Origin of the sequence: Nocardia sp. CA-129566, from assembly GCF_050956075.1 — a bacterium.
Lineage (GTDB): Bacteria > Actinomycetota > Actinomycetes > Mycobacteriales > Mycobacteriaceae > Nocardia.
The window spans coordinates 8,374,433-8,397,374 of the sequence record NZ_CP192085.1 but is presented as its reverse complement, the minus strand read 5'-3'; the positions used below and the strand labels follow the sequence as shown (position 1 = coordinate 8,397,374).

Annotated in this window: 22 protein-coding genes; 16 read left to right on the top strand and 6 right to left on the bottom strand. The window is 64.8% G+C overall.

The window, feature by feature from the left end; translation table 11 throughout:
• Positions 1–199: 199 nt before the first annotated feature.
• Entirely contained in the window at positions 200–1,180 is a 981-nt protein-coding gene (locus ACQP0C_RS37390) for an ABC transporter substrate-binding protein (protein WP_433727875.1), read from the bottom strand.
• 215 nt (positions 1,181–1,395) lie between these two features.
• Here ACQP0C_RS37390 and ACQP0C_RS37385 point away from each other — a divergent pair, with 215 nt between their 5' ends.
• From ACQP0C_RS37385 to ACQP0C_RS37375, 3 genes are all read left to right on the top strand, one after another.
• Positions 1,396–3,108 carry an MFS transporter gene (locus tag ACQP0C_RS37385; protein ID WP_433734763.1) on the top strand — a complete coding sequence of 571 codons (1,713 nt, stop codon included), beginning with the start codon at positions 1,396–1,398 and terminating at the stop codon, positions 3,106–3,108.
• Between the two features lie 43 nt (positions 3,109–3,151).
• Complete coding sequence (locus tag ACQP0C_RS37380; RefSeq protein WP_433727873.1) at positions 3,152–4,198, top strand: MAB_1171c family putative transporter; 1,047 nt, start codon at positions 3,152–3,154, stop codon at positions 4,196–4,198.
• 157 nt (positions 4,199–4,355) lie between these two features.
• Positions 4,356–4,742, top strand: a complete 387-nt coding sequence (locus ACQP0C_RS37375; protein ID WP_433727871.1) for a hypothetical protein — start codon at positions 4,356–4,358, stop codon at positions 4,740–4,742.
• A 231-nt stretch (positions 4,743–4,973) separates the two neighbouring features.
• On the opposite strand, the gene ACQP0C_RS37370 is transcribed toward ACQP0C_RS37375, so the two are convergent.
• Together ACQP0C_RS37370 and ACQP0C_RS37365 are read right to left on the bottom strand one after the other, a co-directional pair.
• On the bottom strand, positions 4,974–7,010 hold the full coding sequence (locus ACQP0C_RS37370; protein ID WP_433727868.1) for a M13 family metallopeptidase: 2,037 nt from the start codon (positions 7,008–7,010) through the stop codon (positions 4,974–4,976).
• 96 nt (positions 7,011–7,106) lie between these two features.
• Positions 7,107–9,149 carry a M13 family metallopeptidase gene (locus ACQP0C_RS37365; protein ID WP_433727866.1) on the bottom strand — a complete coding sequence of 681 codons (2,043 nt, stop codon included), beginning with the start codon at positions 9,147–9,149 and terminating at the stop codon, positions 7,107–7,109.
• A 346-nt stretch (positions 9,150–9,495) separates the two neighbouring features.
• Between ACQP0C_RS37365 and rplN the strand changes: the two genes are divergently transcribed.
• Genes rplN through ACQP0C_RS37345 form a run of 4 tightly spaced genes read left to right on the top strand, consistent with a single transcriptional unit; the run spans position 9,496 to position 10,938 of the window.
• Positions 9,496–9,864, top strand: a complete 369-nt coding sequence (gene rplN, locus ACQP0C_RS37360; protein ID WP_040686591.1) for a 50S ribosomal protein L14 — start codon at positions 9,496–9,498, stop codon at positions 9,862–9,864.
• A 1-nt stretch (position 9,865) separates the two neighbouring features.
• Complete coding sequence (gene rplX, locus ACQP0C_RS37355; protein WP_355183835.1) at positions 9,866–10,183, top strand: 50S ribosomal protein L24; 318 nt, start codon at positions 9,866–9,868, stop codon at positions 10,181–10,183.
• Position 10,184: 1 nt separating this feature from the next.
• A complete protein-coding gene (gene rplE, locus ACQP0C_RS37350; protein ID WP_355183833.1) occupies positions 10,185–10,748 on the top strand; it encodes a 50S ribosomal protein L5 in 564 nt (187 codons plus the stop codon).
• A 4-nt stretch (positions 10,749–10,752) separates the two neighbouring features.
• Positions 10,753–10,938: a type Z 30S ribosomal protein S14 gene (locus ACQP0C_RS37345; RefSeq protein ID WP_062983162.1), complete on the top strand. Its 186-nt coding sequence runs from the start codon at positions 10,753–10,755 to the stop codon at positions 10,936–10,938.
• An 87-nt stretch (positions 10,939–11,025) separates the two neighbouring features.
• On the opposite strand, the gene ACQP0C_RS37340 is transcribed toward ACQP0C_RS37345, so the two are convergent.
• Both ACQP0C_RS37340 and ACQP0C_RS37335 read right to left on the bottom strand, forming a co-directional pair.
• Positions 11,026–11,676 carry a Uma2 family endonuclease gene (locus ACQP0C_RS37340; RefSeq protein WP_433727862.1) on the bottom strand — a complete coding sequence of 217 codons (651 nt, stop codon included), beginning with the start codon at positions 11,674–11,676 and terminating at the stop codon, positions 11,026–11,028.
• A gap of 68 nt (positions 11,677–11,744) precedes the next feature.
• Complete coding sequence (locus ACQP0C_RS37335) at positions 11,745–14,552, bottom strand: helix-turn-helix transcriptional regulator (RefSeq protein ID WP_433727860.1); 2,808 nt, start codon at positions 14,550–14,552, stop codon at positions 11,745–11,747.
• A gap of 276 nt (positions 14,553–14,828) precedes the next feature.
• Here ACQP0C_RS37335 and rpsH point away from each other — a divergent pair, with 276 nt between their 5' ends.
• The 9 genes from rpsH (at position 14,829) to map (ending at position 20,366) form a co-directional block, all read left to right on the top strand.
• Positions 14,829–15,227: a 30S ribosomal protein S8 gene (rpsH, locus tag ACQP0C_RS37330; RefSeq protein ID WP_433680969.1), complete on the top strand. Its 399-nt coding sequence runs from the start codon at positions 14,829–14,831 to the stop codon at positions 15,225–15,227.
• A 15-nt stretch (positions 15,228–15,242) separates the two neighbouring features.
• Positions 15,243–15,782, top strand: a complete 540-nt coding sequence (rplF, locus tag ACQP0C_RS37325; protein WP_433727857.1) for a 50S ribosomal protein L6 — start codon at positions 15,243–15,245, stop codon at positions 15,780–15,782.
• A 2-nt stretch (positions 15,783–15,784) separates the two neighbouring features.
• Entirely contained in the window at positions 15,785–16,192 is a 408-nt protein-coding gene (gene rplR / locus ACQP0C_RS37320) for a 50S ribosomal protein L18 (RefSeq protein WP_354952713.1), read from the top strand.
• Between the two features lie 31 nt (positions 16,193–16,223).
• Complete coding sequence (gene rpsE, locus ACQP0C_RS37315; protein ID WP_040686598.1) at positions 16,224–16,886, top strand: 30S ribosomal protein S5; 663 nt, start codon at positions 16,224–16,226, stop codon at positions 16,884–16,886.
• Positions 16,887–17,066: a 50S ribosomal protein L30 gene (gene rpmD / locus ACQP0C_RS37310; RefSeq protein ID WP_062983142.1), complete on the top strand. Its 180-nt coding sequence runs from the start codon at positions 16,887–16,889 to the stop codon at positions 17,064–17,066.
• A gap of 1 nt (position 17,067) precedes the next feature.
• Complete coding sequence (gene rplO, locus ACQP0C_RS37305; protein ID WP_433727855.1) at positions 17,068–17,511, top strand: 50S ribosomal protein L15; 444 nt, start codon at positions 17,068–17,070, stop codon at positions 17,509–17,511.
• A gap of 138 nt (positions 17,512–17,649) precedes the next feature.
• The gene (secY, locus tag ACQP0C_RS37300) at positions 17,650–18,972 is read left to right on the top strand and encodes a preprotein translocase subunit SecY (protein ID WP_433727853.1); all 1,323 of its coding nucleotides are present in this window, start codon (positions 17,650–17,652) and stop codon (positions 18,970–18,972) included.
• On the top strand, positions 18,969–19,514 hold the full coding sequence (locus ACQP0C_RS37295; RefSeq protein ID WP_433727850.1) for an adenylate kinase: 546 nt from the start codon (positions 18,969–18,971) through the stop codon (positions 19,512–19,514). The genes secY and ACQP0C_RS37295 overlap by 4 nt, the downstream gene beginning before the upstream one ends.
• Before the next feature lie 54 nt (positions 19,515–19,568).
• Complete coding sequence (gene map, locus ACQP0C_RS37290) at positions 19,569–20,366, top strand: type I methionyl aminopeptidase (RefSeq protein ID WP_433727848.1); 798 nt, start codon at positions 19,569–19,571, stop codon at positions 20,364–20,366.
• Positions 20,367–22,091: 1,725 nt separating this feature from the next.
• Here map and ACQP0C_RS37285 read toward each other — a convergent pair.
• On the bottom strand, positions 22,092–22,874 hold the full coding sequence (locus ACQP0C_RS37285) for a class I SAM-dependent methyltransferase (RefSeq protein WP_433727845.1): 783 nt from the start codon (positions 22,872–22,874) through the stop codon (positions 22,092–22,094).
• Positions 22,875–22,942 lie beyond the last annotated feature (68 nt).

Below are 22,942 nucleotides of genomic sequence, written 5' to 3'. Positions count from 1 at the left end.
CAGGATCGGCACGCACCGGAGGGTGTTATTCGTTCGGGTCGGCCTGACACCGGCGGCGGGTGGCTGAAACGGGCACCGGCCCTTCGGGATCCGAATCCGCCACGAAGAATCCGCACCGGTGCGGGTCGTCGGCGAATTGCGCCGTGATGCCAACGGGCAGCGTCGAATCCGCGGCGCCGAGCCCGTCCAGCCGGGGAACCTACTTCGCCGCGGCGGAGAAGTAGGGCTCGAGCTTGTTCAGGATGTAGGGCACCGATAGTGCGGACGGCTGGTTGATCGCACTGATCTCCTGTGTGGTGAGGAACGCGACCGCGCCTTTCTGCACCGCGGGCAGTTGTGGATAGCCCGGCAGCTGACGGTACTTCTCGTCCATGCCCGGGGAGTAGCCGGCCAGCAGCAGATCGGCCCGCAGCGCGTCCACCCGTTCCGGTGACAGCGCCAAGCGTCCCTGGGTGGCGGGCATATCGGTGATGTTCTTGGGAATGGTCATGCCGAGCTGCGTAAAGACCTTGCTGGAGCCGTCATTCGGGTCGGTCAGCACCATCAGCTGCGCCGGACTCGCCAGCCAGGTGCTGACGAAGGTCTTACCCGGCAGGCCCGGATTCGCCTGCTTGATCGCGTCGATCTTCGCGTCCACATCGGCGATCACCTTGGTCGCCTCGTCCTGCTTGTGCAGCACCTTGCCCAGCGCGGTGACCTGCTCCTGCCACGGCGCCACCGCAGCCTGGGACAGACCGGGCAGGGTCGGCGCCACCTTCGAAAGCTCGTCGTAGGTCTTCTGATCCGCGATGAACGGGTCGGCCAGAATCAGGTCCGGCTCCAGCGCCGCGACCTGTTCGGCGAGATTGCCGGTGGTGCTCAGGGACTTCGCCGACTCCAAGGACTTGGGTTCCCAGGGCGCCGTGCTCTTGGACGCCACCGCGACATTGTCGACGTAGCCGATCGGGACCACGCCGAGCGCCAGCGCGGCGTCCATCCATTGATTGCCGAGGGTAACGATCTTCTTCGGGGTGCCAGCGATCGTGGTCTCGCCGCGCGCGTGCGTAATGGTTACTGCCGCGCCGCCGGAATCGGAGTGGTCGCTCGACGATCCGCACGCGGTGAGACCGAGGGCCACGGCACCGGCCAGCGCGGCCACCGCCGCCCGCGTCCAGCCCCGGGATGCCCGAACAGATTTCATCGTGGAACCCTCCTTCGCGGTAACTCAGCCAAGGCTAACCTATCTGGGCTCGGTCTTGGCGATCACCTCGGCCCGTTCTGGAGGGTGGGATTCCGATTTGATCGTTACATCAGCTAATTATATAGTTTGCTGAGGTAATAAATCAGCAAGGGGCCGCCGTGACGATTCCATCCGCCGATCTCGATCTCGACGACATCCAGACCATTCGTCGTCGCATGCGCTACGACCGAGATCATCCGCACTACAAATGGGTTGTCCTGACCAACACCACGATCGGCGTACTGCTCAGTGCGATCAATGCATCGATCGTGTTGATCTCGCTGCCCGCAATCTTTCGCGGCGTCGGCCTGAACCCGCTGGAGGCGGGCAATGTCGGCTACCTGCTCTGGATGCTGATGGGATATCTGCTGGTCACCGCGGTTCTAGTGGTGATGTTCGGGCGGCTCGGCGATATCTTCGGCCGGGTCCGGATCTATAACCTCGGTTTCACAGTGTTCGCCGCGACCGCGGTCCTGCTGTCCTTCGACCCCTTGCACGGTGGTGCGGGCGCGATGTGGATCATCGTCTGGCGGGTGGCACAGGGCGTCGGCGGCGCAATGCTGATGGCCAACTCCACGGCCATCCTCACCGACGCGTTCCCGGCGAAGCAGCGCGGCACCGCCCTCGGCATCAATATGGTGGCCGCGGTCGCTGGCTCATTCCTCGGCCTGATCATCGGTGGCGTGCTGTCGGAATGGGATTGGCGCGCGGTGTTCTGGGTGAGTGTGCCGATCGGCATCCTGGGCGCCATCTGGTCGTACCGCTCGCTGCACGAAGTCGGCCAGCGGACCGAGGGCAAGGTCGATTGGGCGGGCACCATCACCTTCGGTCTCGGACTCACCGCACTGCTCACCGGTATCACCTACGGCATCCAGCCCTATGGCGGGCACCCCACGGGCTGGTCCAACCCGTGGGTGCTCGGTGCGGTCATCGGCGGCATCGCCCTGCTCGGCGTGTTCTGCATAGTGGAGACCAAGGTCGCCGAGCCTATGTTCCATCTGTCGCTGTTCGGCAACCGCGCCTTCGGTCTCGGCAACTTCGCCAACCTGATGGTGTCCATCGGCCGCGGCGGCATGCAGTTCATGCTGATCATCTGGCTGCAGGGCATCTGGCTGCCGTTGCACGGCTACGACTACGAATCGACACCGCTGTGGGCCGGTATCTATCTGCTGCCGCTGACCGTGGGATTCCTTGCCGCTGGACCGGTTTCGGGTTGGCTGTCGGACCGCTACGGCTCGCGCCTGTTCACCACCGGTGGCGCGATCCTTGCGGGCCTCACCTTCCTGTTGCTGCTGATCGTCCCGGTCGACTTCCACTACTGGGTCTTCGCCGCGATCATCCTGCTCAACGGCATCGGCTGCGGTCTATTCTTCTCCCCTAATACCGCCGCCATCATGTCGAGCGTGCCCGCAGCGCAGCGCGGCGCCGCCTCCGGCATGCGCGGCACCCTGTTCAACGGCGGCAATGCACTGTCGATGGGAATCTTCTTCTCCCTCATGGTCGTTGGTCTGGCCGCCAGCCTCCCGTCGGCACTCGACAGCGGCCTGCGCGCCCAGGGCGTCTCCGCGGGCGCTGCGACCCAACTTGCCGATCTGCCGCCGGTGGCGAGCATGTTCGCCGCCTTCCTCGGCTACAACCCGATCCAGGAATTGCTCGGCCCCACCGGCGAATTGGCCAGGCCGGGCGTGCATGCGGATACCCTCACCGGTCAGCAGTTCTTCCCACATCTGCTCACCGGACCATTCCACTCGGGTCTCGTCGTGGTGTTCGTCGCGGCCGCCGTGATGATGTTCCTGGCCGCCGCGGCCTCCTTCTACGCCGGCGACAAATACGTCGAGGACGAACAGGCCGAACTCGCCGAAGCCGACGAACTCGTCGGCGCACGTTGATCCACTTGGTGCGCGGCGCACCGGAGTTCTACTGTCTGGGGGCATGAACTCCCTGCCCGCGGCGGTGATGGTGGCGATAGGCGTATTCGTCGCCGCGATCACCATCGGCCGGTGGCTGCTGGTCAACGACACCCTCAGCAACCGGCTGATCAATCGGGCGCTCGCATGGGATCTGATCGGTCTGCTCGCCTTCGTGGCGGTTGGTCGGCTCGGTTCCGCGGACCTCGCGTTCGATCTGTTCGCGATCTTCGGCGCGCTGACCGTGGCCAATGTCTTCGGCTTCGCCAGGCTGCTCGACGGAGCGGACATGGGTACGTCCGCTCGACGCCAACGCACATACGACGCGATCGCGGCCGCGGCCGGGTGCGTCGTGCTGGTGGGCACGGTCGCCACGCGCATGGGTCTTTCCGTCGATTGGGGATCGACGGTGTGGTTGCTGAGTGCGATGCCGACCATCTGGTCCGGTTTGCTGATCATCCGGGCCTGTGTGCGGGAACTGCGCGCCGCCGAGGCCACCGCGAAGGAACGGCTCACCTACTGCGCACTGCTCGTCGTCGGCGGGTATAGCGCGGTGGCTTCGATGATCGCCCTGGTACGAACGGTCCACGGCACTCGCCCTGACCAGGCCGGGCCCGCTTGGGCGATCGGTACGTACGCGACTCTGGTCCTGCTCACCGCGCTGATCGGGATTCCGCTTTGGAATGCGCTGCTGGCGCAGGCCGGGTTGGATCGGGCCGGTCGGTGCTGTCGCCGACTGCGGCCGCTGTGGCGTGTGCTCACCGCGGCGGTACCCGAGGTGGTGCTGGAGTCCGCGAGTCAGGGCACCGGGGGATCGGCGTCGCGGCTGTATCGGATGACGGTCGAAATCCACGATGCCCTGGTGCAATTGAAGCCCTTCGCCCCGGATGCCGAGGCGCACGCCGATATCCGCGAATACGCACGGTGCATCGCGCAAGCCGCACAGGCGAAGGCTGATGGCAGATCGGCGCCGGTCATCGCCACCGGTCGCGCCGCCCCGCTTGCGCTGTCGGACCACGCCGACGAACTCCGCTACCTGCTGGATCTGGCTCGCGCGTGGCCCCGACGATGAATTGATGTCACGTCATCGGTTACTGACCTATTGAACGTGCCGCTAAGTAGCGGTACGTTCAGTGTGTCATGTCGATCCTTCCGTCCGTGAAGTATCGAGATCGAGCCCATTCAGTTGGGCGTTGATCGACTGATGCATATCGAAAGAGGTATTTCTGATGATTCGAAGTAATTCCGCCGGACGTGTCCGGCCATTGATCGCCCGTGTCGCAGTGGTGTCCGCGATGGCGCTGACCCCGATCGCCGCGGTTGTGGTTCCTGCACTCGCTGAACCCGCGCCCGCCCAGGAGCCAGCGATCGTATTGGTGGAACAGGGTGCGGACGTTCAACAAGGCGAGGAGATCCACGGGCACCACGGTTACGGCGGCTGGGACCGTGGTGGTTGGGACCGCGGTGGTTGGGGCCTCGGTGGTTGGGACCGCGGTGGTTGGGGCCTCGGCGGCTGGGGCAACCGTATCTGGCCCGGCTACCCGGGTTACTGGCCCGGCTACCCAGGCATCTGGCCCGGCTACATCCCCATGCCCTCGACCGGCAGTGCCATCTGACCTGCCCGGTCCGAGCGCCCGAGCGCGAAAGCCCTTCGGCTGGAAGGGCTTTCCATATGCATGAGCCCGGCCCAGCAGCCGGGCTCATGCGGCGATCCGCGCGCCGCCGAATACCGCCTGCACCGGAAGGATCTCGTGCGACTCGGGCACGTTGTGCCCGGGGAGATCAGCTTCGCGGACCTGGTTCGGTAACGGCGGAGCCCGGCGCATCGCCGAGCTCCGTACCGGGTGTCAGAGGGTGATGCGGTCCTTTTCAGGGAGGAAGAGTTTGTCGCCGTCCTTGACGGTGAAGGTGTTGTAGAACTGGGCGATATTGCGGACGATCTGGTTGCAGCGGAATTCGTTGGGGGCGTGCACGTCCTGGCGCAGGCTGATGGTGGATTCCTCGGTCTGCTTTTCCCGCCAGCTGCGGGCGTAGGAGAAGAACATCTGCTGGAAGTCGGGTTCGATGCCCTCGCGCTTGGCGGCGATGCGGTAGGCCTCGACGGCGATTTGCAGACCGCGCAGATCGGCGAGGTTCTCGCCGACGGTGAGCGCGCCATCGACGTGATACCTGGGATCGAGACCCTCGGGTACCAGCACATCGAATTGCTCGATCAGCTGTTTGGTTTTGGCCTCGAACGCGGCCAGGTCCTCGGGGGTCCACCAGTCGCTGCGGTTGCCGTCGGCGTCGTATTTGCGGCCCTGATCATCGAAGCCGTGGCCGATCTCGTGGCCGATGGTAGCGCCGACCGCGCCGTAGTTGACCGCGGTCGTGGCGTCCTTGTCGAAGAACGGCGGCTGCAGATAGGCGGCGGGGAAGGTGATCTGGTTGCTGGTCGGGGAGTAGTAGGCGTTGACGGTCTGCGGTGACATACCCCATTCGGATTTGTCGACCGGAGTGCCGAGCCGATTGAACGCCTTCTTGGATTCGAAAGCGCTTACCGCACGCAGCGATTCGATCAACTTGCCCCTGGTGATCTTCAGCGCGGAGTAGTCATCCCACTTGTCCGGATAGCCGATTCTGGCCTCGATCTTGTCGAGCTTGACGATCGAGGCATCCCTGGTCGGCTGCGACATCCAGGACGAATGGGTGAAGTTCTCCCCATAGGCGGCCATGAGGTCGGCAACCATCTGCTCGGCCCGATCCTTGGCGGCGGGCGGAAAGTGCTTGTCGACATACAGTTTGCCGAGCTGGTCGCCGAGATTCTCATTGACGATGCCGACGCCGGACTTCCAGACTTCCGGTCGCTCCTCGAGCCCGTTGAGCACCTTGCCGACGAATTCGAAGCGGGCGTCGCGGATCGCCTTGGGCAGGAAGCGGGCATACTCCGCGACCACATTGACGCGCAGGTACTCCCGCCACAGCGCGATATCGGTATCGCCCCACAGCTGCGCCGCCGCGGTCACGAACGAGGGCTGCGCGACCACGATCTTGTCGAACAGCGAGCGCGGTCGATCGGTATTGCCCGTCATCCACGGATCCCAGTCGAATTGCGGTCCGAGCGCGACCAATTCGGACCAGCTCATCAGGTTGTAGGTGGCGTCGGTATTGCGATTGCGCACGCTGTCCCAATGCGCCGCGGCGATCTTGGTCTCCAGATCGACCATGCGCTGCGCGATGCCCGCTGGATCGGCGAAACCCGCGCCCGCGGACATCTTCTCGACATAGGTCTTGTAGCCCGCGAGCTGCTTGGCGTATTCCGGCTTGCGGTAGTACTGCTCGCTGAGCCCGATACCCGATTGGCTGACAGTGGGGATATAGGCGTTGGAATTCTTGCGATCGATCCCGATACCGATGCCGATCAGCCCGGAGATCGGCAGCTCGGCCATGACCTTGGCCAGATCCGGTTTGGTCGCCGCGCCGTCGATCTTGGCGAACAGATCGGCCAGCGGCGTCATGCCGAGCGTTTCGAAGGTGGCCTCGTCCAGCCGCGCGTCGTAGAGATCGCGAATCTGCTGCGCCTCCGAACCCGCCTTCGGATCCTTGATGCCCTCGATGATCTCGTGCAGCTGATCCAGCGTCCGATCGCTGGCGTCGCTGATCGCGCCGACCGCGGCCTTATCCGGCGGCAGCTGGTATTCGCGCAGCCACTTGCCGTTGACATGCCGGTACAGATCGTCCTGCGGCCGGATCGCCCCGTCCGCACCGCCCATATCGACCCCGGTCAGCTGGACCGAACTCGCATCCTTCGAACAGGAGACCAGGGCGACAGCGGCGGGCACCAGCCCGAGCGCCACCAGGAAGGCGCGACGGTCCAGCTGACCAGGACGACCGGATGATGTCACGAAGATTCCTCTCCCGATGCGGTCCGGCCGCATCCTCGTCATACGCGATAGTGCTGGTCCGAGGCTACCTGTCCCGGGCAGTGCCAGCCCGTCGTATCAGAGCGAGACGCGCTGGTCCGAGGGCAGGAACAGCTTGTCACCCGGTTGCACGCCGAAGGTGGTGTAGAACTCGTCGATATTGCGCACCACCTGATTGCAACGAAACTCGTTGGGCGCATGCGGATCCATGGCCAGTCGCAATTCCAGGTGCTGCTTCGTCGATTTGTCCCGCCAGATCCGGGCCCAGGACAGCAACATTGTGCGGTGGTCCGGGTTGTCCTTACCGTCGCGTTTGTCGGCTATGCCGAGGGCGGCCAGGGCGATGCCGAGTCCACGCAGATCCGCGAGATTCTCCCCGACCGTGAGCGCACCGTCGACGTGCCTGCTCGGATCCAGGCCAGTCGGGACCAGCGCGTTGTACTGCTCGATGAGCTGCTTGGTCTTGATTTCGAATGCGGCCCGGTCCTCGGGCGTCCACCAGTCGCGCAGATTGCCGTCACCGTCGTAGCGGGACCCCTGATCGTCGAATCCATGTCCGATCTCATGACCGATGATCGCCCCGATCGCGCCGTAATTGACCGCGGCCGCGGCGTCCTTGTCGAAGAACGGCGGCTGCAGAATGGCGGCCGGAAACGAGATCGAATTGGCAGCCGGGTCGTACATGGCATTCACCAGTTGCGGCGGCATAGCCCATTCGGACTTGTCGACCGGGGTGCCGAGCCGTGCGAAACGGCGCCTGGTCTCGAAACGCTTCGCGGCACGGACGGATTCGATCAACTTGCCGCGCGTGATCGTCAACCCGGAGTAGTCGATCCACTTGTCCGGATAGCCGATCTTCGTGACGATCTTGTCGAGTTTCGCGATGGCGGCCTGCCTGGTCGGCGGCGACATCCAGGTCGAATCGGTGAAGTCGGCCCGATAGGCGGACATGAGATCGGCGACCATTGCCATGGCCCGCTCTTTGGCCGCGGGCGGAAAGTGTTCGTCCACATAGAGTTTCCCGAGCTGCTGGCTGAGATTCTCATTGATGGTGCCGATGCCGTCCTTCCACAGCTCCGGACGCTGCTGCTGACCCTGTAGCACCTTGCCGACGAAATCGAATTCGGCATCGGCAATGGCCTTGGGCAGCAGCGCTGCGAACTGTTTGACCACCGCCATCCGCAGATACTCTCGCCAGGCCGCGATATCGACCTCGGCCCAGAGATTTCCGGCCACCGTCACGAACGACGGCTCGTCGACCACGATGCGGTCGAACAGGGCGCGCGGTCGGTCGGTAGTGCCCGCCAGCCACGGCTCCCAGTCGAATTGCGGTGCGAGCGAGGTCAATTGGGCCCAGCTCATCGGGTTGTAGGTGGCATCGGGATTGCGCAGCCGAACGTCGTCCCAGAAACCGGCGGCAATCTTGGTCTCCAGCTCGAATACCCGCTGGGCAGTGCCCGCGGGATCCGGAAAGCCCGCGCCCCCGGCGACGCGTTGCAGATAGCTCTGATATGCGGCACGCTGCTCGGCGTATTCGGGCTTGCGGTAATACTTCTCGCCCAGATTCGGGTCGATTCCGGACTGGGAGATATTCGCGATGTACTCGGCCGAGTTCTTCTGATCGACCCCGACGGACAAACCGATAAGGCCGCCGATCGGCAGTCCGCCCATCACCTTGGCCAGATCCGCTTTGGTCGCCGCGCCGTCGATCGCCGCGAACAGATCCGTCAGAGGGGCCACGCCCAGCCGCTCGATTTCGGCCAGATCGACTCGAGCATCGTAGAGATCGCGGATCTGCTGTTCGGCGGACCCGGGCTTCGGGTCGCCGATGCCTGCCACGATCTCGCGCAGCTGCTGCTCGACCCGATCGCTGACCTCGTCGAAGGTGCTGTACGACGGCTTATCCGGCGGCAGCTGGAAATCGCGCAGCCAGCCGCCGTTGACATGGCGGAACAGATCGTCCTGCGGCCGGATCGCCCCGTCCGCACCGCCCATATCGACTCCGGTGAGCCGCACCGGCTGATCCCGCGAGCAGGAGACCAGCGCGGTGGCCGGAATCACGCCGAGTGCGATCAGGAAGGTGCGACGACCGAGCCGGGCGGAGCGCGCGGACGAACTCAAGAGAACCCCTCTTCCAGCGGTGATGTGGAATGCACACAGTTCTACTGACGATCTTGCTTTTTCCCGAGGGTAGTAACGTCGCAGCTCGCGAGCACTGATCGGCGCGGTTTCACAGCGGAAGTTCAGCCTCGGTTGCTGGGCCCTGATTTGGGACCGACCTGGGCATTCACCTACACTGAACCGGTTGCCTGCGGGAGCTGTGCCCGCAATCCGGCCGCGAACCCCCAGTGGTTGGGTCATCGAGATCCAGATAACCGCTGGTAGGCGCGCGTTCGGGTGGTGACACGACCATGCCCGTCGGGTCGGCAATCCGGCGTGCGTATACATCCAGGTCAAGGAGGCTGAAGTGATTCAGCAGGAGTCGCGACTGCGCGTCGCCGACAACACGGGTGCGAAGGAAATCCTCTGCATCCGCGTTCTCGGTGGTTCGTCGCGTCGCTATGCCGGTATCGGTGACATCATCGTCGCCACCGTCAAGGACGCCGTCCCCGGCGGCAATGTCAAGAAGGGCGAGGTCGTCAAGGCCGTCGTCGTGCGCACCGTCAAGGAGCGTCGTCGCCCGGACGGTTCGTACATCAAGTTCGATGAGAACGCGGCCGTGCTGATCAAGGCGGACAACGACCCGCGTGGCACTCGTATCTTCGGCCCGGTCGGCCGCGAACTGCGCGAGAAGAAGTTCATGAAGATCGTTTCGCTGGCCCCGGAGGTGCTCTGACATGAAGGTGCACAAGGGCGACACCGTGCTCGTCATCTCGGGTAAGGACAAGGGCGCCAAGGGCAAGGTCATCCAGGCCTACCCGAAGGAGAACCGGGTCCTGGTCGAGGGCGTGAACCGGATCAAGAAGCACGTCGCGAACTCCGCCAACCAGCGCGGCGCCTCCTCGGGCGGCATCGTGACCCAGGAAGCCCCCATCCACGTGTCCAACGTGATGGTCGTCGACTCCGACGGCAAGCCGACCCGTATCGGCTACCGGACCGACGAGGAGAGCGGCAAGCGGGTCCGGATCTCCCGTAAGAACGGGAAGGACATCTGATATGACCACCTCTGAGCAGACCCAGCCGCGCCTGAAGACCCGCTACCGGGCCGAGATCAAGGACGCGCTGAACAACGAGTTCAACTACGCCAACGTGATGCAGATCCCGGGCGTGGTCAAGGTCGTCGTGAACATGGGTGTCGGTGACGCCGCGCGCGACGCCAAGCTCATCAACGGCGCGGTCAAGGATCTGGAGCTGATCACCGGTCAGAAGCCCGAGATCCGCAAGGCCACCAAGTCGATCGCGCAGTTCAAGCTGCGTGAGGGCATGCCGATCGGCGCGAAGGTCACCCTGCGCGGCGATCGCATGTGGGAGTTCCTGGACCGCCTGGTCTCCATCGCGCTGCCCCGTATCCGCGACTTCCGCGGCCTGTCGCCCAAGCAGTTCGACGGCAACGGCAACTACACGTTCGGCCTCAGCGAGCAGTCGATGTTCCACGAGATCGACGTGGACTCCATCGACCGCCCGCGCGGTATGGACATCACGGTGGTGACCACCGCGACCAATAACGAAGAAGGCCGTGCCCTGCTCAAGCACCTCGGCTTCCCGTTCAAGGAGAACTGAGCACATGGCTAAGAAAGCACTGGTCAACAAGGCCAACAGCAAGCCGAAGTTCGCCGTTCGCGCCTACACCCGCTGCCAGCGCTGCGGCCGCCCGCACGCGGTGTACCGCAAGTTCGGCCTGTGCCGCGTGTGCCTGCGCGAAATGGCGCACCGCGGTGAGCTCCCGGGTGTGCACAAGAGCTCCTGGTGAGCTCGCGCTCCCTGTGAGCGCACCCGCACAAAACTGAACAAGGGCACGGCCTCCACCGGAGGTCGTGCCCTTGCGCGTTTGGGGAGTTCAGAATTCGAGTTCGGACCAGGGGATGTGGATCGGGAACGGGTGGTCGATTTCGATAGCCTCGGACTCGCTGGGTGACCAGGTGCCTGCGAGGATGTAGTTGGCCTGGTGCAGTACCGTGACGCCGGGTGGCGCCGCGACCTCCGGCGTCAGGACGTAGGCGTGGACATGGGCTATCGCACTTTGGTGGGTCGCGAGGGTAACTTCCCAATACCACGGAATTCCGGCATCGGCGTAACGCGCCTTCTTCAACTCCATGTCGGCGTCGGAGTTCGACGGCGACAGAACCTCGCCGACCAAGAGGACTCCGTCGGATCGGACATATTGGTATGGCTCGTCCAGGCATCGGAAGATCATGAAGTCCGGCGTGACGAAGTCGGATTTTCCTGTCCGCCCGAAGAAAACGTTGGTCTCGGTGCTCACCCTCCAGCACCGCTCGGGGTCCGCCGTCATGTTGCTGCGGGCGCAGCGGCGCAGCCCGCTCCACAAGAGGTTGGTGAACTCCGGGTGTTCGTCTGGTCCGCGTCGTAGCCAGACAACGCGACCGTTCCAGAGTTCGATCTGCTCCGCGATCTCTTCGGGAAGCTGTTCCAGCTCCTCCCAGGTCATGTACTCGGGGAGGTCCGGACGCTCGATCTGCGGACCCGACATGGTGCCATGCTAGCCGGGCGTGGCGACAATTTGCCCTGGTTGCCGCGGCCGGGAAATCACCCACGGATTCAGTGGGGTTGGGGCATGGCGGTGGCGATTTCGCGGCGTGAGCGGAGGTCGAGTTTTGCCAGGATGTTCGAGACGTGGGATTGAATTGTGCGGCGGGACAAGAACATTTGGGCTGCGATGTCGGTGTTGGACAGGCCCTCGGCGGCCTGCACGGCGACTTTGCGTTCGGTGTCGGTGAGGGCTGCCCAGCCGGATTTGGGGCGGTTGCGGGGGCCGCGGACGCCGCGGCGGATTCCGTAGGGGCGCACGCGTGCCACCGCGCGGGCGGAATCCCAGGATGCGCCGAGGCCGGAATACAGTTCGATCGCGGTGTCCAAGGCGTTGCGGCACTCGGGTCCGCGGCCCGCGGCGGCGAGTAGGACGGCGGCGTTTTCCTGCGCCTGGGCCTCGAACAGTGGGCGGCCGGATTGTTGGAAGGCGCGCGCAGCCGCGAGGAGGTCATCGGGATCGGAGTCGGCGAGGCCGCGACACAGCAGGGCCGTTCCGGTGCGCGAGGCGGTCGGCTGCCGGGTGAGGAGTAGATCCGCGCTGGCCGCTACCGACCGAGCCGCGTGCGCATCACCGACTTCCGCGGCCAAGCGCGCGATATCCGGGAAGATGTAATGCAGTGTGGCCGCGGCCAATCCGTCGGCAAGTCGCTGATGTGCGTCGAGGAGTAGTTCCAACGCCAGGTCGGCGTGACCGCGGGCCTCATGGGTCAGGGCCTTGACCCACGGATGGAAATGCGCGTAGCCGATATTGCCCGGTCGATCATCCGGTGTGGGCAGGCCGTCCGGGTCCGGCAGGAAGGTGCCGCGGCGAATTCCGATGAGCGCCGCGACGGTGTGTGCGACCGTCGCGTATCCGAGCACATCGGGTGTCTGCATACTCGCTGTGCATTCGGCCAGCGCGTCGTCCCAGCGCCCGCCGACCAGGTACATCCGCGCCTTGGCGACCAGGTTCGAAGACAGATAGACGCCGCGGAATCGGCGGTTGCGCCCGATGGCCGTCTTCAGCACCTCTTCGGCGTCGGTCAGCCGATCGAGTTCGATCAGGCAGTGCGCGTAGAGCGCGTACGGATCGAATTGGTCGGGCCCGGTCCCGTCCTCGAAGAGGGCCGGGATCCGAGCACTCAGGTCCAGCGCCTCGTCGAGCTGGCCCTGGGTATAGCGCACCGCGCCCACCGCGGTCAGCCCGTATCCGGTGGCCAGTGGGTTCCCGGCGCTCTCGCCGAGCGATACCGCCTGCCGACCGGCCTGCTCCGCGGCCGCGAACCGCTCGAGGAAGAAATTGCCGAGTCCGGACATACCCAGAAAACGGGCGGCGTCCTCGACGCCCAATTCCCTGGTCGTGCCCAGCTCGCTGGCGGAGAGCACCTCCTCGGCGACCGCGACCGCATCGGCCAACCGGCCCTGGGCTTGATAGATCTGGGCGAGCAGCCAGCGCAGTTCGATATCGTCGCTGTCCTCCGACCGGGTGAGCAGCGCCTCGCGCACCACCGATTCGGCCTCGGCGGCGTTCCCATCCCACAGCAGAGCATGAATTCTCAGCCGGATCAGTACCGAAAGCCGTGCCGCATCGAGATCCAGCGCCGTAGCGACCCGGCTCAACAACCGTTTCGCCAGTTCAGGCGCGCGAACGATCAGCTTGTCGGCGGCGCCGATCAGCCAATCGAGGCTCGCTGCGTCCAAGTCGCGGTCGGCGACCGACAGATAGTAGGCAACCCGTTCGATCGGCGCATCGGTCGACTGGAGCGCCTGTCCGGCTCGTTGGAGCAGATCCGACCGCAGTGAAGCGGGCAGCCGATTGGCCAGTGCATCGCGGATAAGATCGTGTCGAAACGCCAGCTCGGAGTTCACCCGGATGAGCAGCCCGCCATCGAGTGCCTCGGTGACGGCGCTCCAGACATCCAGAATCGGGATCTGCAATACCACCGCGAGGTCCGCGACATCGATGGTCGAACCGAGGGCCGCGGCCATCGGCAGCACATCGCGCGTCGGGCGGGACAGGAAGTCCAGCCGCTGCGTAATCGCCTCGGCCAATGACGCGGACGTGTTCGCGACGACAGCCCCCGCGGGATCGGCGGTATCGGCGACCACCCTGATCGCCCCGTCGCGCACCAGGGCAGCCACCAATTCCGAGACATGCAGCGGATTTCCACCTGCCTCGGCGACCCTCGCCAACAACCGAGGTCCCGGCACGGCGCCGACCAGTTGATGCACCAGTTTCGCGGCGTCGGTCGCCGGCAGGGCGTCGAGCCGCAGCACCGGGGCCTGCCGTGCGACAAGTTCGGCCGACAGCGCGGCGAAGGCCGGATCGCGCGGCAGCGGCCGGGCCGCGAGCACCAGCAGCAGCGGCAGTTCGTCGACGAGCGTGCAGAGCCGGTGCAGCAGCGTCAGGCTCGAACGGTCCGCCCAGTGCACATCGTCCATGACCAGGGCAATCGGGCCTGCGGCGCACCAGGTGTCGATCTGGTCCAGAATCGCCTCGGCGATGGTGAGTTCATGGGTCGCGGCCACATCGCCCACGCGATCTCCGCTGCGCAGCGCATCGATCGGGGATGTCGGGCCCGCGTCGTCGAGCCAGGAGCACACCCCGGCGAACGGCACGCCCTGCCGCAATTCCTCGGCGGCGCCGACACGGATGTCCAGGCCCGCGGCCGCGAATGGGTTTCGCATCGCTTCCAGCAGTGCCGATTTGCCGATTCCCGGCTCACCCTCCACCAGCACGACGCACCCGTGTCCGGTGGCCGCACGCCGTGCGAGTGCCGCCAGACTCGCCACTTCGACATCGCGACCGACGAGTGCGGTCGCGAAGGAATCCTGCACGCGGGTGAGTGTAAGCGGCGAACCCCGGATTTTGTCCTGGTAGCGACCTTGCCTACACTAGAGCGGTTGCTCGGGCACCTCTGTGCCCGCATGTCCTGGATACAACGACTGTATCGACGTATGGGCGGCCCGGGCACCGAGAGCTCTGATGAGAACTCAATCCGGTCGGCAAGCGTCGGCCGGACCGCCGAATTGCTATAGGCCCACGGCTGGCGTGCGCGTGCGTACGCCGGTGTTGCATGGGAACCGTAGCGAGAAAGGTGTCAAGGTCGAACCATGACCATGACTGATCCGATCGCAGACTTCCTGACACGTCTGCGCAACGCCAACTCGGCGTACCACGATCAGGTGAAGGCTCCGCACTCGAAGCTCAAGGCGAATATCGCCGAGATCCTCAAGCGCGAGGGTTACATCGCCGACTACCGGACCGAGGACGCGACCGTGGGCAAGACCCTCGTCGTCGACCTCAAGTACGGCCCAAGCCGTGAGCGCAGCCTGCAGGGCCTGCGCCGCGTCTCGAAGCCGGGTCTGCGTGTGTACGCGAAGTCCACCAACCTGCCCAAGGTCCTGGGCGGCCTCGGCGTGGCCATCATCTCCACGTCGACCGGTCTGCTCACCGATCGTCAGGCGGCCAAAGCTGGCGTGGGCGGCGAAGTCCTCGCCTACGTCTGGTAAGGGGAGGTAGGACACATGTCGCGTATTGGTAAGAAGCCCATCGCCATTCCTGCCGGTGTCGAGGTCGACATCGACGGCCAGAACGTGTCGGTGAAGGGTCCCAAGGGCACCCTGACCCACGTCGTCGCCGAGCCGATCTCCGTCACCAAGGGTGAGGACGGCCAGCTCGAGGTCGCCCGTCCGGATGACCAGCGCCAGAACCGCTCGCTGCACGGCCTGACCCGCACCCTGGTCTCGAACATGATCGAGGGCGTGACCAAGGGCTACGAGAAGAAGATGGAAATCTTCGGCGTCGGTTACCGTGTCGCTGCCAAGGGCTCGAACCTGGAGTTCGCCCTCGGCTACTCGCACCCGGTGCCGATCGAGGCCCCGGAGGGCATCACCTTTGCGGTGGAATCGCCCACCAAGTTCTCCGTGTCCGGTATCGACAAGCAGAAGGTCGGTCAGATCTCCGCTGTCATCCACGGACTGCGCAAGCCCGACCCGTACAAGGGCAAGGGCATCCGCTACGCCGGTGAGGTCGTTCGCCGCAAGGTCGGAAAGACGGGTAAGTGATCATGGCGCAAACCGAAAACCAGAAGGCCAAGCGCATCCCGCGTGGCAAGGACGTGTCGACGACGCGTCGCCTGTCGAAGGCCCGCCGTCACTTCCGCCTGCGCAAGAAGGTCGTCGGTACCACCGAGCGTCCGCGCCTGGTGGTCAACCGCTCCTCGCGGCACCTGCACGCACAGCTCATCGACGATTCGGTCGGCAAGACCATTGCCGCCGCGTCCTCGATCGAGGCCGATGTGCGCGCACTGGACGGCGACAAGTCGGCCAAGGGCAAGAAGGTCGGCGAACTGCTGGCCGAGCGCGCCAAGGCCGCAGGCATCGAGGCCGTCGTATTCGACCGTGGTGGGCACGACTACCACGGCCGCATCGCGGCGCTGGCCGATGCCGCTCGCGAAGGTGGGTTGAAGTTCTGATGACTGCAAACATTTACGGAAGGAACGTCTGATGCCGGGACGTCAGAGGCGTGACGGCGGCAGCGGACCCGCCGGACAGCAGAATGGTGCCGCCGGTGGCGGCGACAGCCGCGACGGCCGCGGCGGTGGCCGGGATCGTCGCGGTGGCGGCGACCGCCGTGACCAGCAGGCCGATAAGAACCAGCTCGAGCGCGTAGTCGCGATCAACCGCGTCTCCAAGGTCGTGAAGGGTGGTCGTCGCTTCAGCTTCACCGCCCTGGTGATCGTCGGTGACGGCAACGGTCTGGTCGGCGTCGGCTACGGCAAGGCCAAGGAAGTTCCCGCGGCCATCCAGAAGGGTGTCGAGGAGGCTCGCAAGGGCTTCTTCCGCGTCCCGATGATCGGCTCGACCATCACCCACCCGGTGCAGGGTGAGGCGGCGGCCGGTGTGGTCATGCTGCGTCCGGCCTCGCCCGGTACCGGTGTGATCGCCGGTGGTGCGGCGCGCGCGGTGCTGGAATGCGCCGGTATCCATGACATTCTGGCGAAGTCGCTGGGTAGCGACAACGCCATCAACGTCGTGCACGCGACGGTTGCGGCGCTCAAGATGCTGCAGCGTCCGGAAGAGGTCGCGGCTCGCCGTGGTCTGCCGCTCGAGGATGTGGCTCCGGCCGGCATGCTGCGTGCGCGCGCTCAGGCAGCAGGAGGTCGGTAAATGGCAGATCTCAAGGTGACCCAGATCAAGTCGTCGATCGGCGCCAAGGCAAACCAGCGGGAGAGCCTGCGCACGCTCGGCCTGCGCAAGATCCGCCAGACCGTGGTTCGTGAGGACAACCCGCAGAACCGCGGCCTGATCAACGTCGTGCGCCACCTCGTAACAGTTGAGGAGGTCTGACATGACCATCAAGTTGCACCACCTGCGTCCGGCTCCCGGCGCCAAGACGGAGAAGACCCGCGTCGGTCGCGGTGAAGGCTCCAAGGGCAAGACCGCGGGCCGCGGTACCAAGGGCACCAAGGCTCGCAAGAATGTTCCCGCCGCCTTCGAGGGTGGGCAGATGCCGATTCACATGCGGCTGCCCAAGCTCAAGGGCTTCACGAACCCGTTCCGCACGGAATACCAGGTCGTGAACGTCGGCGCGATCGCCAAGCTGTTCCCCGAGGGCGGCGAGGTCGGCAAGGCGGAACTGGTTGCCGCCGGTGCGGTTCGCAAGAACCAGCTGGTAAAGGTTCTCGGCGATGGCGAGATCGGCGTCGCGGTCCAGGTGACCGTCGACAAGGTGACCGGCGCCGCCAAGGAGAAGATCACCGCGGCCGGTGGCACTGTCACCGAGCTGGGCTGACGGTACTCTGCAGATAATGGCACCGGACGAGTGGAGAGCTCGTCCGGTGCCACTGTTAGAGTTCAATTGTTGTCTGCCAAGCCTCGTCATGGGTTTTCTATATCCGTGGCATGACCATGTCGTTCGCCAGGAGGATCTGTGCTTTCCGCCTTCGTATCGGCCTTCCGGACTCCGGACTTACGGCGGAAGATTCTCTTCACGCTGGGGTTGATCGCGCTGTACCGCTTGGGTGCGTCGCTGCCGTCCCCCGGCGTCGATTACAAGAGCGTGCAGGAATGCATCGACCTGGTCTCCGGCGGTGATTCCGCGGGCATCTATCAGCTGATCAACCTGTTCTCCGGTGGTGCGCTGCTGCAGTTGTCGGTCTTCGCGATCGGCATCATGCCCTACATCACCGCGAGCATCATTATCCAGCTGCTCACCGTCGTTATCCCACGCTTCGAAGAACTGCGTAAAGAAGGCCAAACCGGCCAGAACAAGATGACGCAGTACACCAGGTACCTCTCGATCGCACTGGCGATCCTGCAGGCCACCGGACTGGTCGCGCTCGCGGCTCGCGGACAGCTGCTGCAGGGCTGCCAGAAGGACATCCTGGCCGATACCAGCATCTTCGGCATGATCATCATCGTGCTCGTGATGACCGCCGGTGCCGCACTGGTCATGTGGTTCGGCGAGCAGATCACCGAGCGCGGCATCGGCAACGGCATGTCGCTGCTGATCTTCGCCGGTATCGCCGCGCGCATCCCGAACGAGGGCAACAACATCCTGCAGAACCGCGGCGGGCTGGTGTTCGGTCTGGTCTGTGTCGCCGCGTTTGCCATCGTCAGCGGGGTCATCTTCGTCGAGCAGGGCCAGCGCCGGATCCCAGTGCAATACGCCAAGCGCGTGGTCGGCCGCAAGATGTACGGCGGATCCTCGACCTACCTGCCGCTGAAGGTCAACCAGGCCGGTGTTATCCCGGTGATCTTCGCCTCGTCGCTGCTGTATCTGCCGAACCTGGTCGCGCAGCTGACGTCCTCGAAGAACAACCCCAACCCCAGTTGGTGGCAAGAGACCATCCAGAAATACCTGGTGAACCCGGGGAACCCGGTATACATCGCGATCTACTTCGGTCTGATCGTGTTCTTCACCTACTTCTATGTCGCGATCACCTTCAACCCGGAGGAACGCGCCGACGAGATGAAGAAGTTCGGCGGCTTCATTCCGGGGTACCGCCCAGGTAAGCCGACCGCCGACTACCTCAATTTTGTATTGAGCCGCATCACTCTGCCCGGCTCGATCTACCTCGGTCTGGTGGCCGTCCTGCCGAATCTGTTCCTCGATATCGGCGCTTCCGGTGGCACCCAGAACCTTCCGTTCGGTGGCACCTCGGTGCTGATCATGGTGAGTGTCGGCTTGGACACCGTGAAGCAGATCGAAAGCCAGCTGATGAATCGAAATTACGAAGGGTTCCTCAAGTGAGACTTGTACTGCTCGGACCGCCGGGTGCCGGAAAAGGTACTCAGGCCGATCTCCTGTCGGACAAGCTGGGTGTCCCGCACATCTCCACCGGGGACCTGTTCCGCACCAATATCTCCGCCCAGACCCCGCTGGGGCGTGAGGCGCAGAAGTACATCAACGCTGGCGATCTCGTACCGAGCGATGTGACCAACCGCATGGTCGAGGCCCGGGTCGCTGAGCCGGATGCCGCGAACGGCTTTGTGTTGGACGGCTACCCGCGCACGGTCGACCAGGCCGACGCGCTGGAGAAGATCCTCTCGGATATGGACAAGAAGCTCGACGCGGTGCTGTGCTTCGTCGTGCCCGAGGACACCGTGGTCTCCCGGATGATGGCGCGCGGTCGCGCCGACGACAACGAGGACGTGATCCGCAACCGGCTGCGGGTGTACCGCGAGGAGACCGAGCCGCTGCTCGAGCACTACGACGGTCTGGTCGTCTCGGTCGACGGCGTCGGCGAGATCGACGAGGTCAATGTCCGTGCCTTGCGCGCCCTTGGGCACTGAATGCTGCCCCCTGCGGAGCAAATGATGCCGCTCGGAATGGAGCACTGAGGCCGGATGGTCTTCAACCGCAAGAAGAAGGTCGTGCCGTTCCGCACGGCAGGTGAACTGGATGCCATGGCGGCGGCGGGCGCGGTCGTCGGCCGCGCGCTCGTCGCGGTGCGTGCGGCCGCCAAACCCGGGGTCTCCACCCTGGAACTGGACGAGGTCGCCGAGCAGGTGATCCGGGATGCGGGCGCCGTGCCGTCCTTCAAGGGCTACCACGGCTTTCCCGGTTCGATCTGCGCATCGGTGAACGACCGTGTGGTGCACGGGATTCCGACCGCCGCGGAGATTCTGGCCAAGGGCGATCTGGTTTCGATCGACTGCGGCGCGATTCTCGAAGGCTGGCACGGTGATTCGGCCTGGACCTTCGGCGTCGGCGAGATCATCGAGGCCGATCAGCTGCTCAGCGAGGCCACCAAGATCTCGATGGAGGCCGGTATCGCGGCGATGCTGCCCGGCAATCGGCTGACCGACGTCTCGCATGCCATCGAAATGGGTACGCGCGCGGCCGAGAAGCAGCACGGTCGGTCCTATGGGATCGTCGACGGCTACGGCGGGCACGCCATCGGCCGGGAGATGCATATGGATCCGTTCCTGGCCAACGAGGGTGCACCGGGCAAGGGCCCGAAACTCGTCGTCGGATCGGTACTCGCGATCGAGCCGATGCTGACCTTGGGCACCACACAGACCAAGGTGCTCGACGACGACTGGACCGTGGTGACGCTCGACGGGAGTCGTGCCGCGCACTGGGAACATTCGGTCGCCGTCACCGAGGACGGCCCGCGGATTCTCACGCTGCGTCCGGAGTAGGCGCGGTACCGGACATTGCTCCGGGACCGGATCTCTCGATGCCGAAGGTTGGGTGGCATCGAATAATGCGTTGGGCCAGAACGGTGTTGGTGCCGGACGTTGGTCGGCGCTGGACCTCGTTGGCCCCGGGTGATGGCCGGCAGACCCTTGTGCAGTGCCGGACATTGTTGGTACGGGATCTTGGCTTAGCGCCCGATGTTGCTTGGTGCTGGAATCCCGTTGGTGCTGGGCATTGGTCGGCACGGGCCCTTGCTCGGTGTTGAACGTTGGTTGGCGCGGGACGTGCCGGACGTTGGTCGGCACGGACCTTGCTCATTGCCGGACACTGGTCGGCACGGCAGCTTGGCTTGGCGCCCGATGTTGCTCGGCGCTGTGCCCCGTTGGTGCCGGACATTGGTTGGTACGGGAGGTTGCTCGATCCCGGACAGTGGTCGGTACCGACCATTCTCGGTACCGAACATTGCTTCGGTGCCGGATTCTCCTTGGTGCCGTATATATCTCGGCACCCCGCGATTCAGCAGCACACATTCGTGCTGAAACCCCTACGGCACTACACATTCGGGCAGGCACCATACGTTGGGCGGCACCATAACCTCAGGCGTCACCGTACGCCGCCCTGGACGAGTGATCACCATGCACTCATGCAGGTAAACGTCGAGAGCGCACCTGCATGAGCGCGTTCTCGGCTGGTGGCAGGGTTAGGGAGGGCGCGAGGTTGATGGGGCTTGGGGGAGCCCTGGGGGCTGGGGGCGTGTGGGTTGTGTTGGACACATGTTGGCGTTGAAAAGTCGTTTGTGTGAATGGCTTTCGGTTTCGTCTGGTTCGAGTGCGGTGGGTGTTAGGGTTCAGGTGTTGGGCGGGGCGGTCACGGGATCGAGGCCGGGGGTGACGCTGCGCGGCGAGGAGTCGAGCCGCACCGACGCCTGTGGGGCGTGAACGTTCGGGGACGACGGCTTCGGACACGATGCGTCCGCTGCTGGTCCTGACGTTACCCAGCTTGCGCTGGATCGGTGACGTCGTTCCTTGCACCCGCGTCCGTGCGTGCAGCCGCACCTCGGGGGTCGTGTAGGGGATCGACCGCTACCACAATGGTGATGATTTCCCTCCGATTCGTTCTGAACTTCAACGTTGGAACAAGCGTATGTCCGGGAGATGGGTGCTAACCCGAGTAGGTAGCTACTCGAATTCCCTTGTGGGATCGCGTAGTTCTGCGGCGAACCGCAGCCGGCCCGTCGGCCCGGTCGGTCGGCCTGCTGCCTCTCCACACAGCTCAGAGCCGGTGCGCCGGGATGCGTGGGGTAGCGCGTAGGTAGCGGCTTCCGCTAGACGCCTTGGTCCCGCGGCGGTGTGGGTATCGGCCGGATCGCGTACGTGATCGAACCCGCGTCGGCTGAACGGTTGGACTTCCCAAGACCCTCGGGCATGTGGCGGTTCGGTATTGGCAGCCGGGTCATGTGGGTGATCGAGGTTTTCGGCCGAGTGGTGGGTCTGCTCAATCGTGCTGTGGCGATGGCATGTGGGTGGCGGGGGCGTGTGGGTGTTCGGGGGTTCTTGGCCGAGGGGGCTGCTCAATCGTGCTGTGGCGATGGCGTATCGGTGGCGGGATCGTGTGGGTGATCGAGGGTTCTTGGCCGAGAGGGGTCTGCTTATCGTGCTGTGGCGATGGCATGTGGGTGGCGGGGGCGTGTCGGTGATCGGGGGCTCTCGGCCGGAGGGTGGTTTCGCTCAATCTTGGTGCGGCGATGGTGTATCGACGCGGCGGATTGCTCGGATGACATCGGTTCGGAGGGGGAAGTCGAATTCGCCCTGGGCGGTTTCGGGTTGACTGCGCAGATAGGTCGTTATTCGATCGAGCAGTTCGGTACGCTGCTGTGCCGGTATCACCACTGTGCGCGAATGCGTTCCGATGGTTGCGGTGAGGGATTCGGCAGTCCTTCGATGAGTGTGCGCGAACTCGGACTTTTCGAAGTCGGTGAACAATGGGTGCGACGGAACCTTGTCTTCCGACCCTGCGGATGGATAGGGCGCGCTCGCACGGACAACCTGCTGTAGCCCGGCGACCCATTCGACGCGGCCGTCGTCCATATTCCAGAATGCGGCGAATACGCCGTCCGCGCGCAGCACCCGTGCGATCTCCGGGAAGGCTCGCGCCTGGTCGAACCAATGGAAGGCCTGCCCGGCCACGACCGCGTCGACCGAGCCGTCGGGCAGCGGAATCGTCTCTGCCGCACCGGAAAGCGCCGTTACCCCGGGGAACCGTGCGACCAGTTCTGCGCGCATCGCGTCGTCGGGTTCCACGGCGATCACCTCGGCGCCGATGGCCAGTAGCCCCTCGGTGAGTTTGCCGGTACCGGCGCCCAGATCGAGTACGACGGGTGCCTCATCGCCGATCGGCGCCAACGCCCAGCGAATGCCCGCTGCCGGATAGTCCGGCCGATGCTCCGCGTAGACGGCGGCCTGCGCACCGAACGAGCTCGCCCGCCGCGCCCAAAGTTCTCCCTGGTCCATTGCCTGGTCAGTCGAATCCCCGGTTCCCGGCACGCGGACGACGGTACCGCGCAAACGTGTGCCGGTGC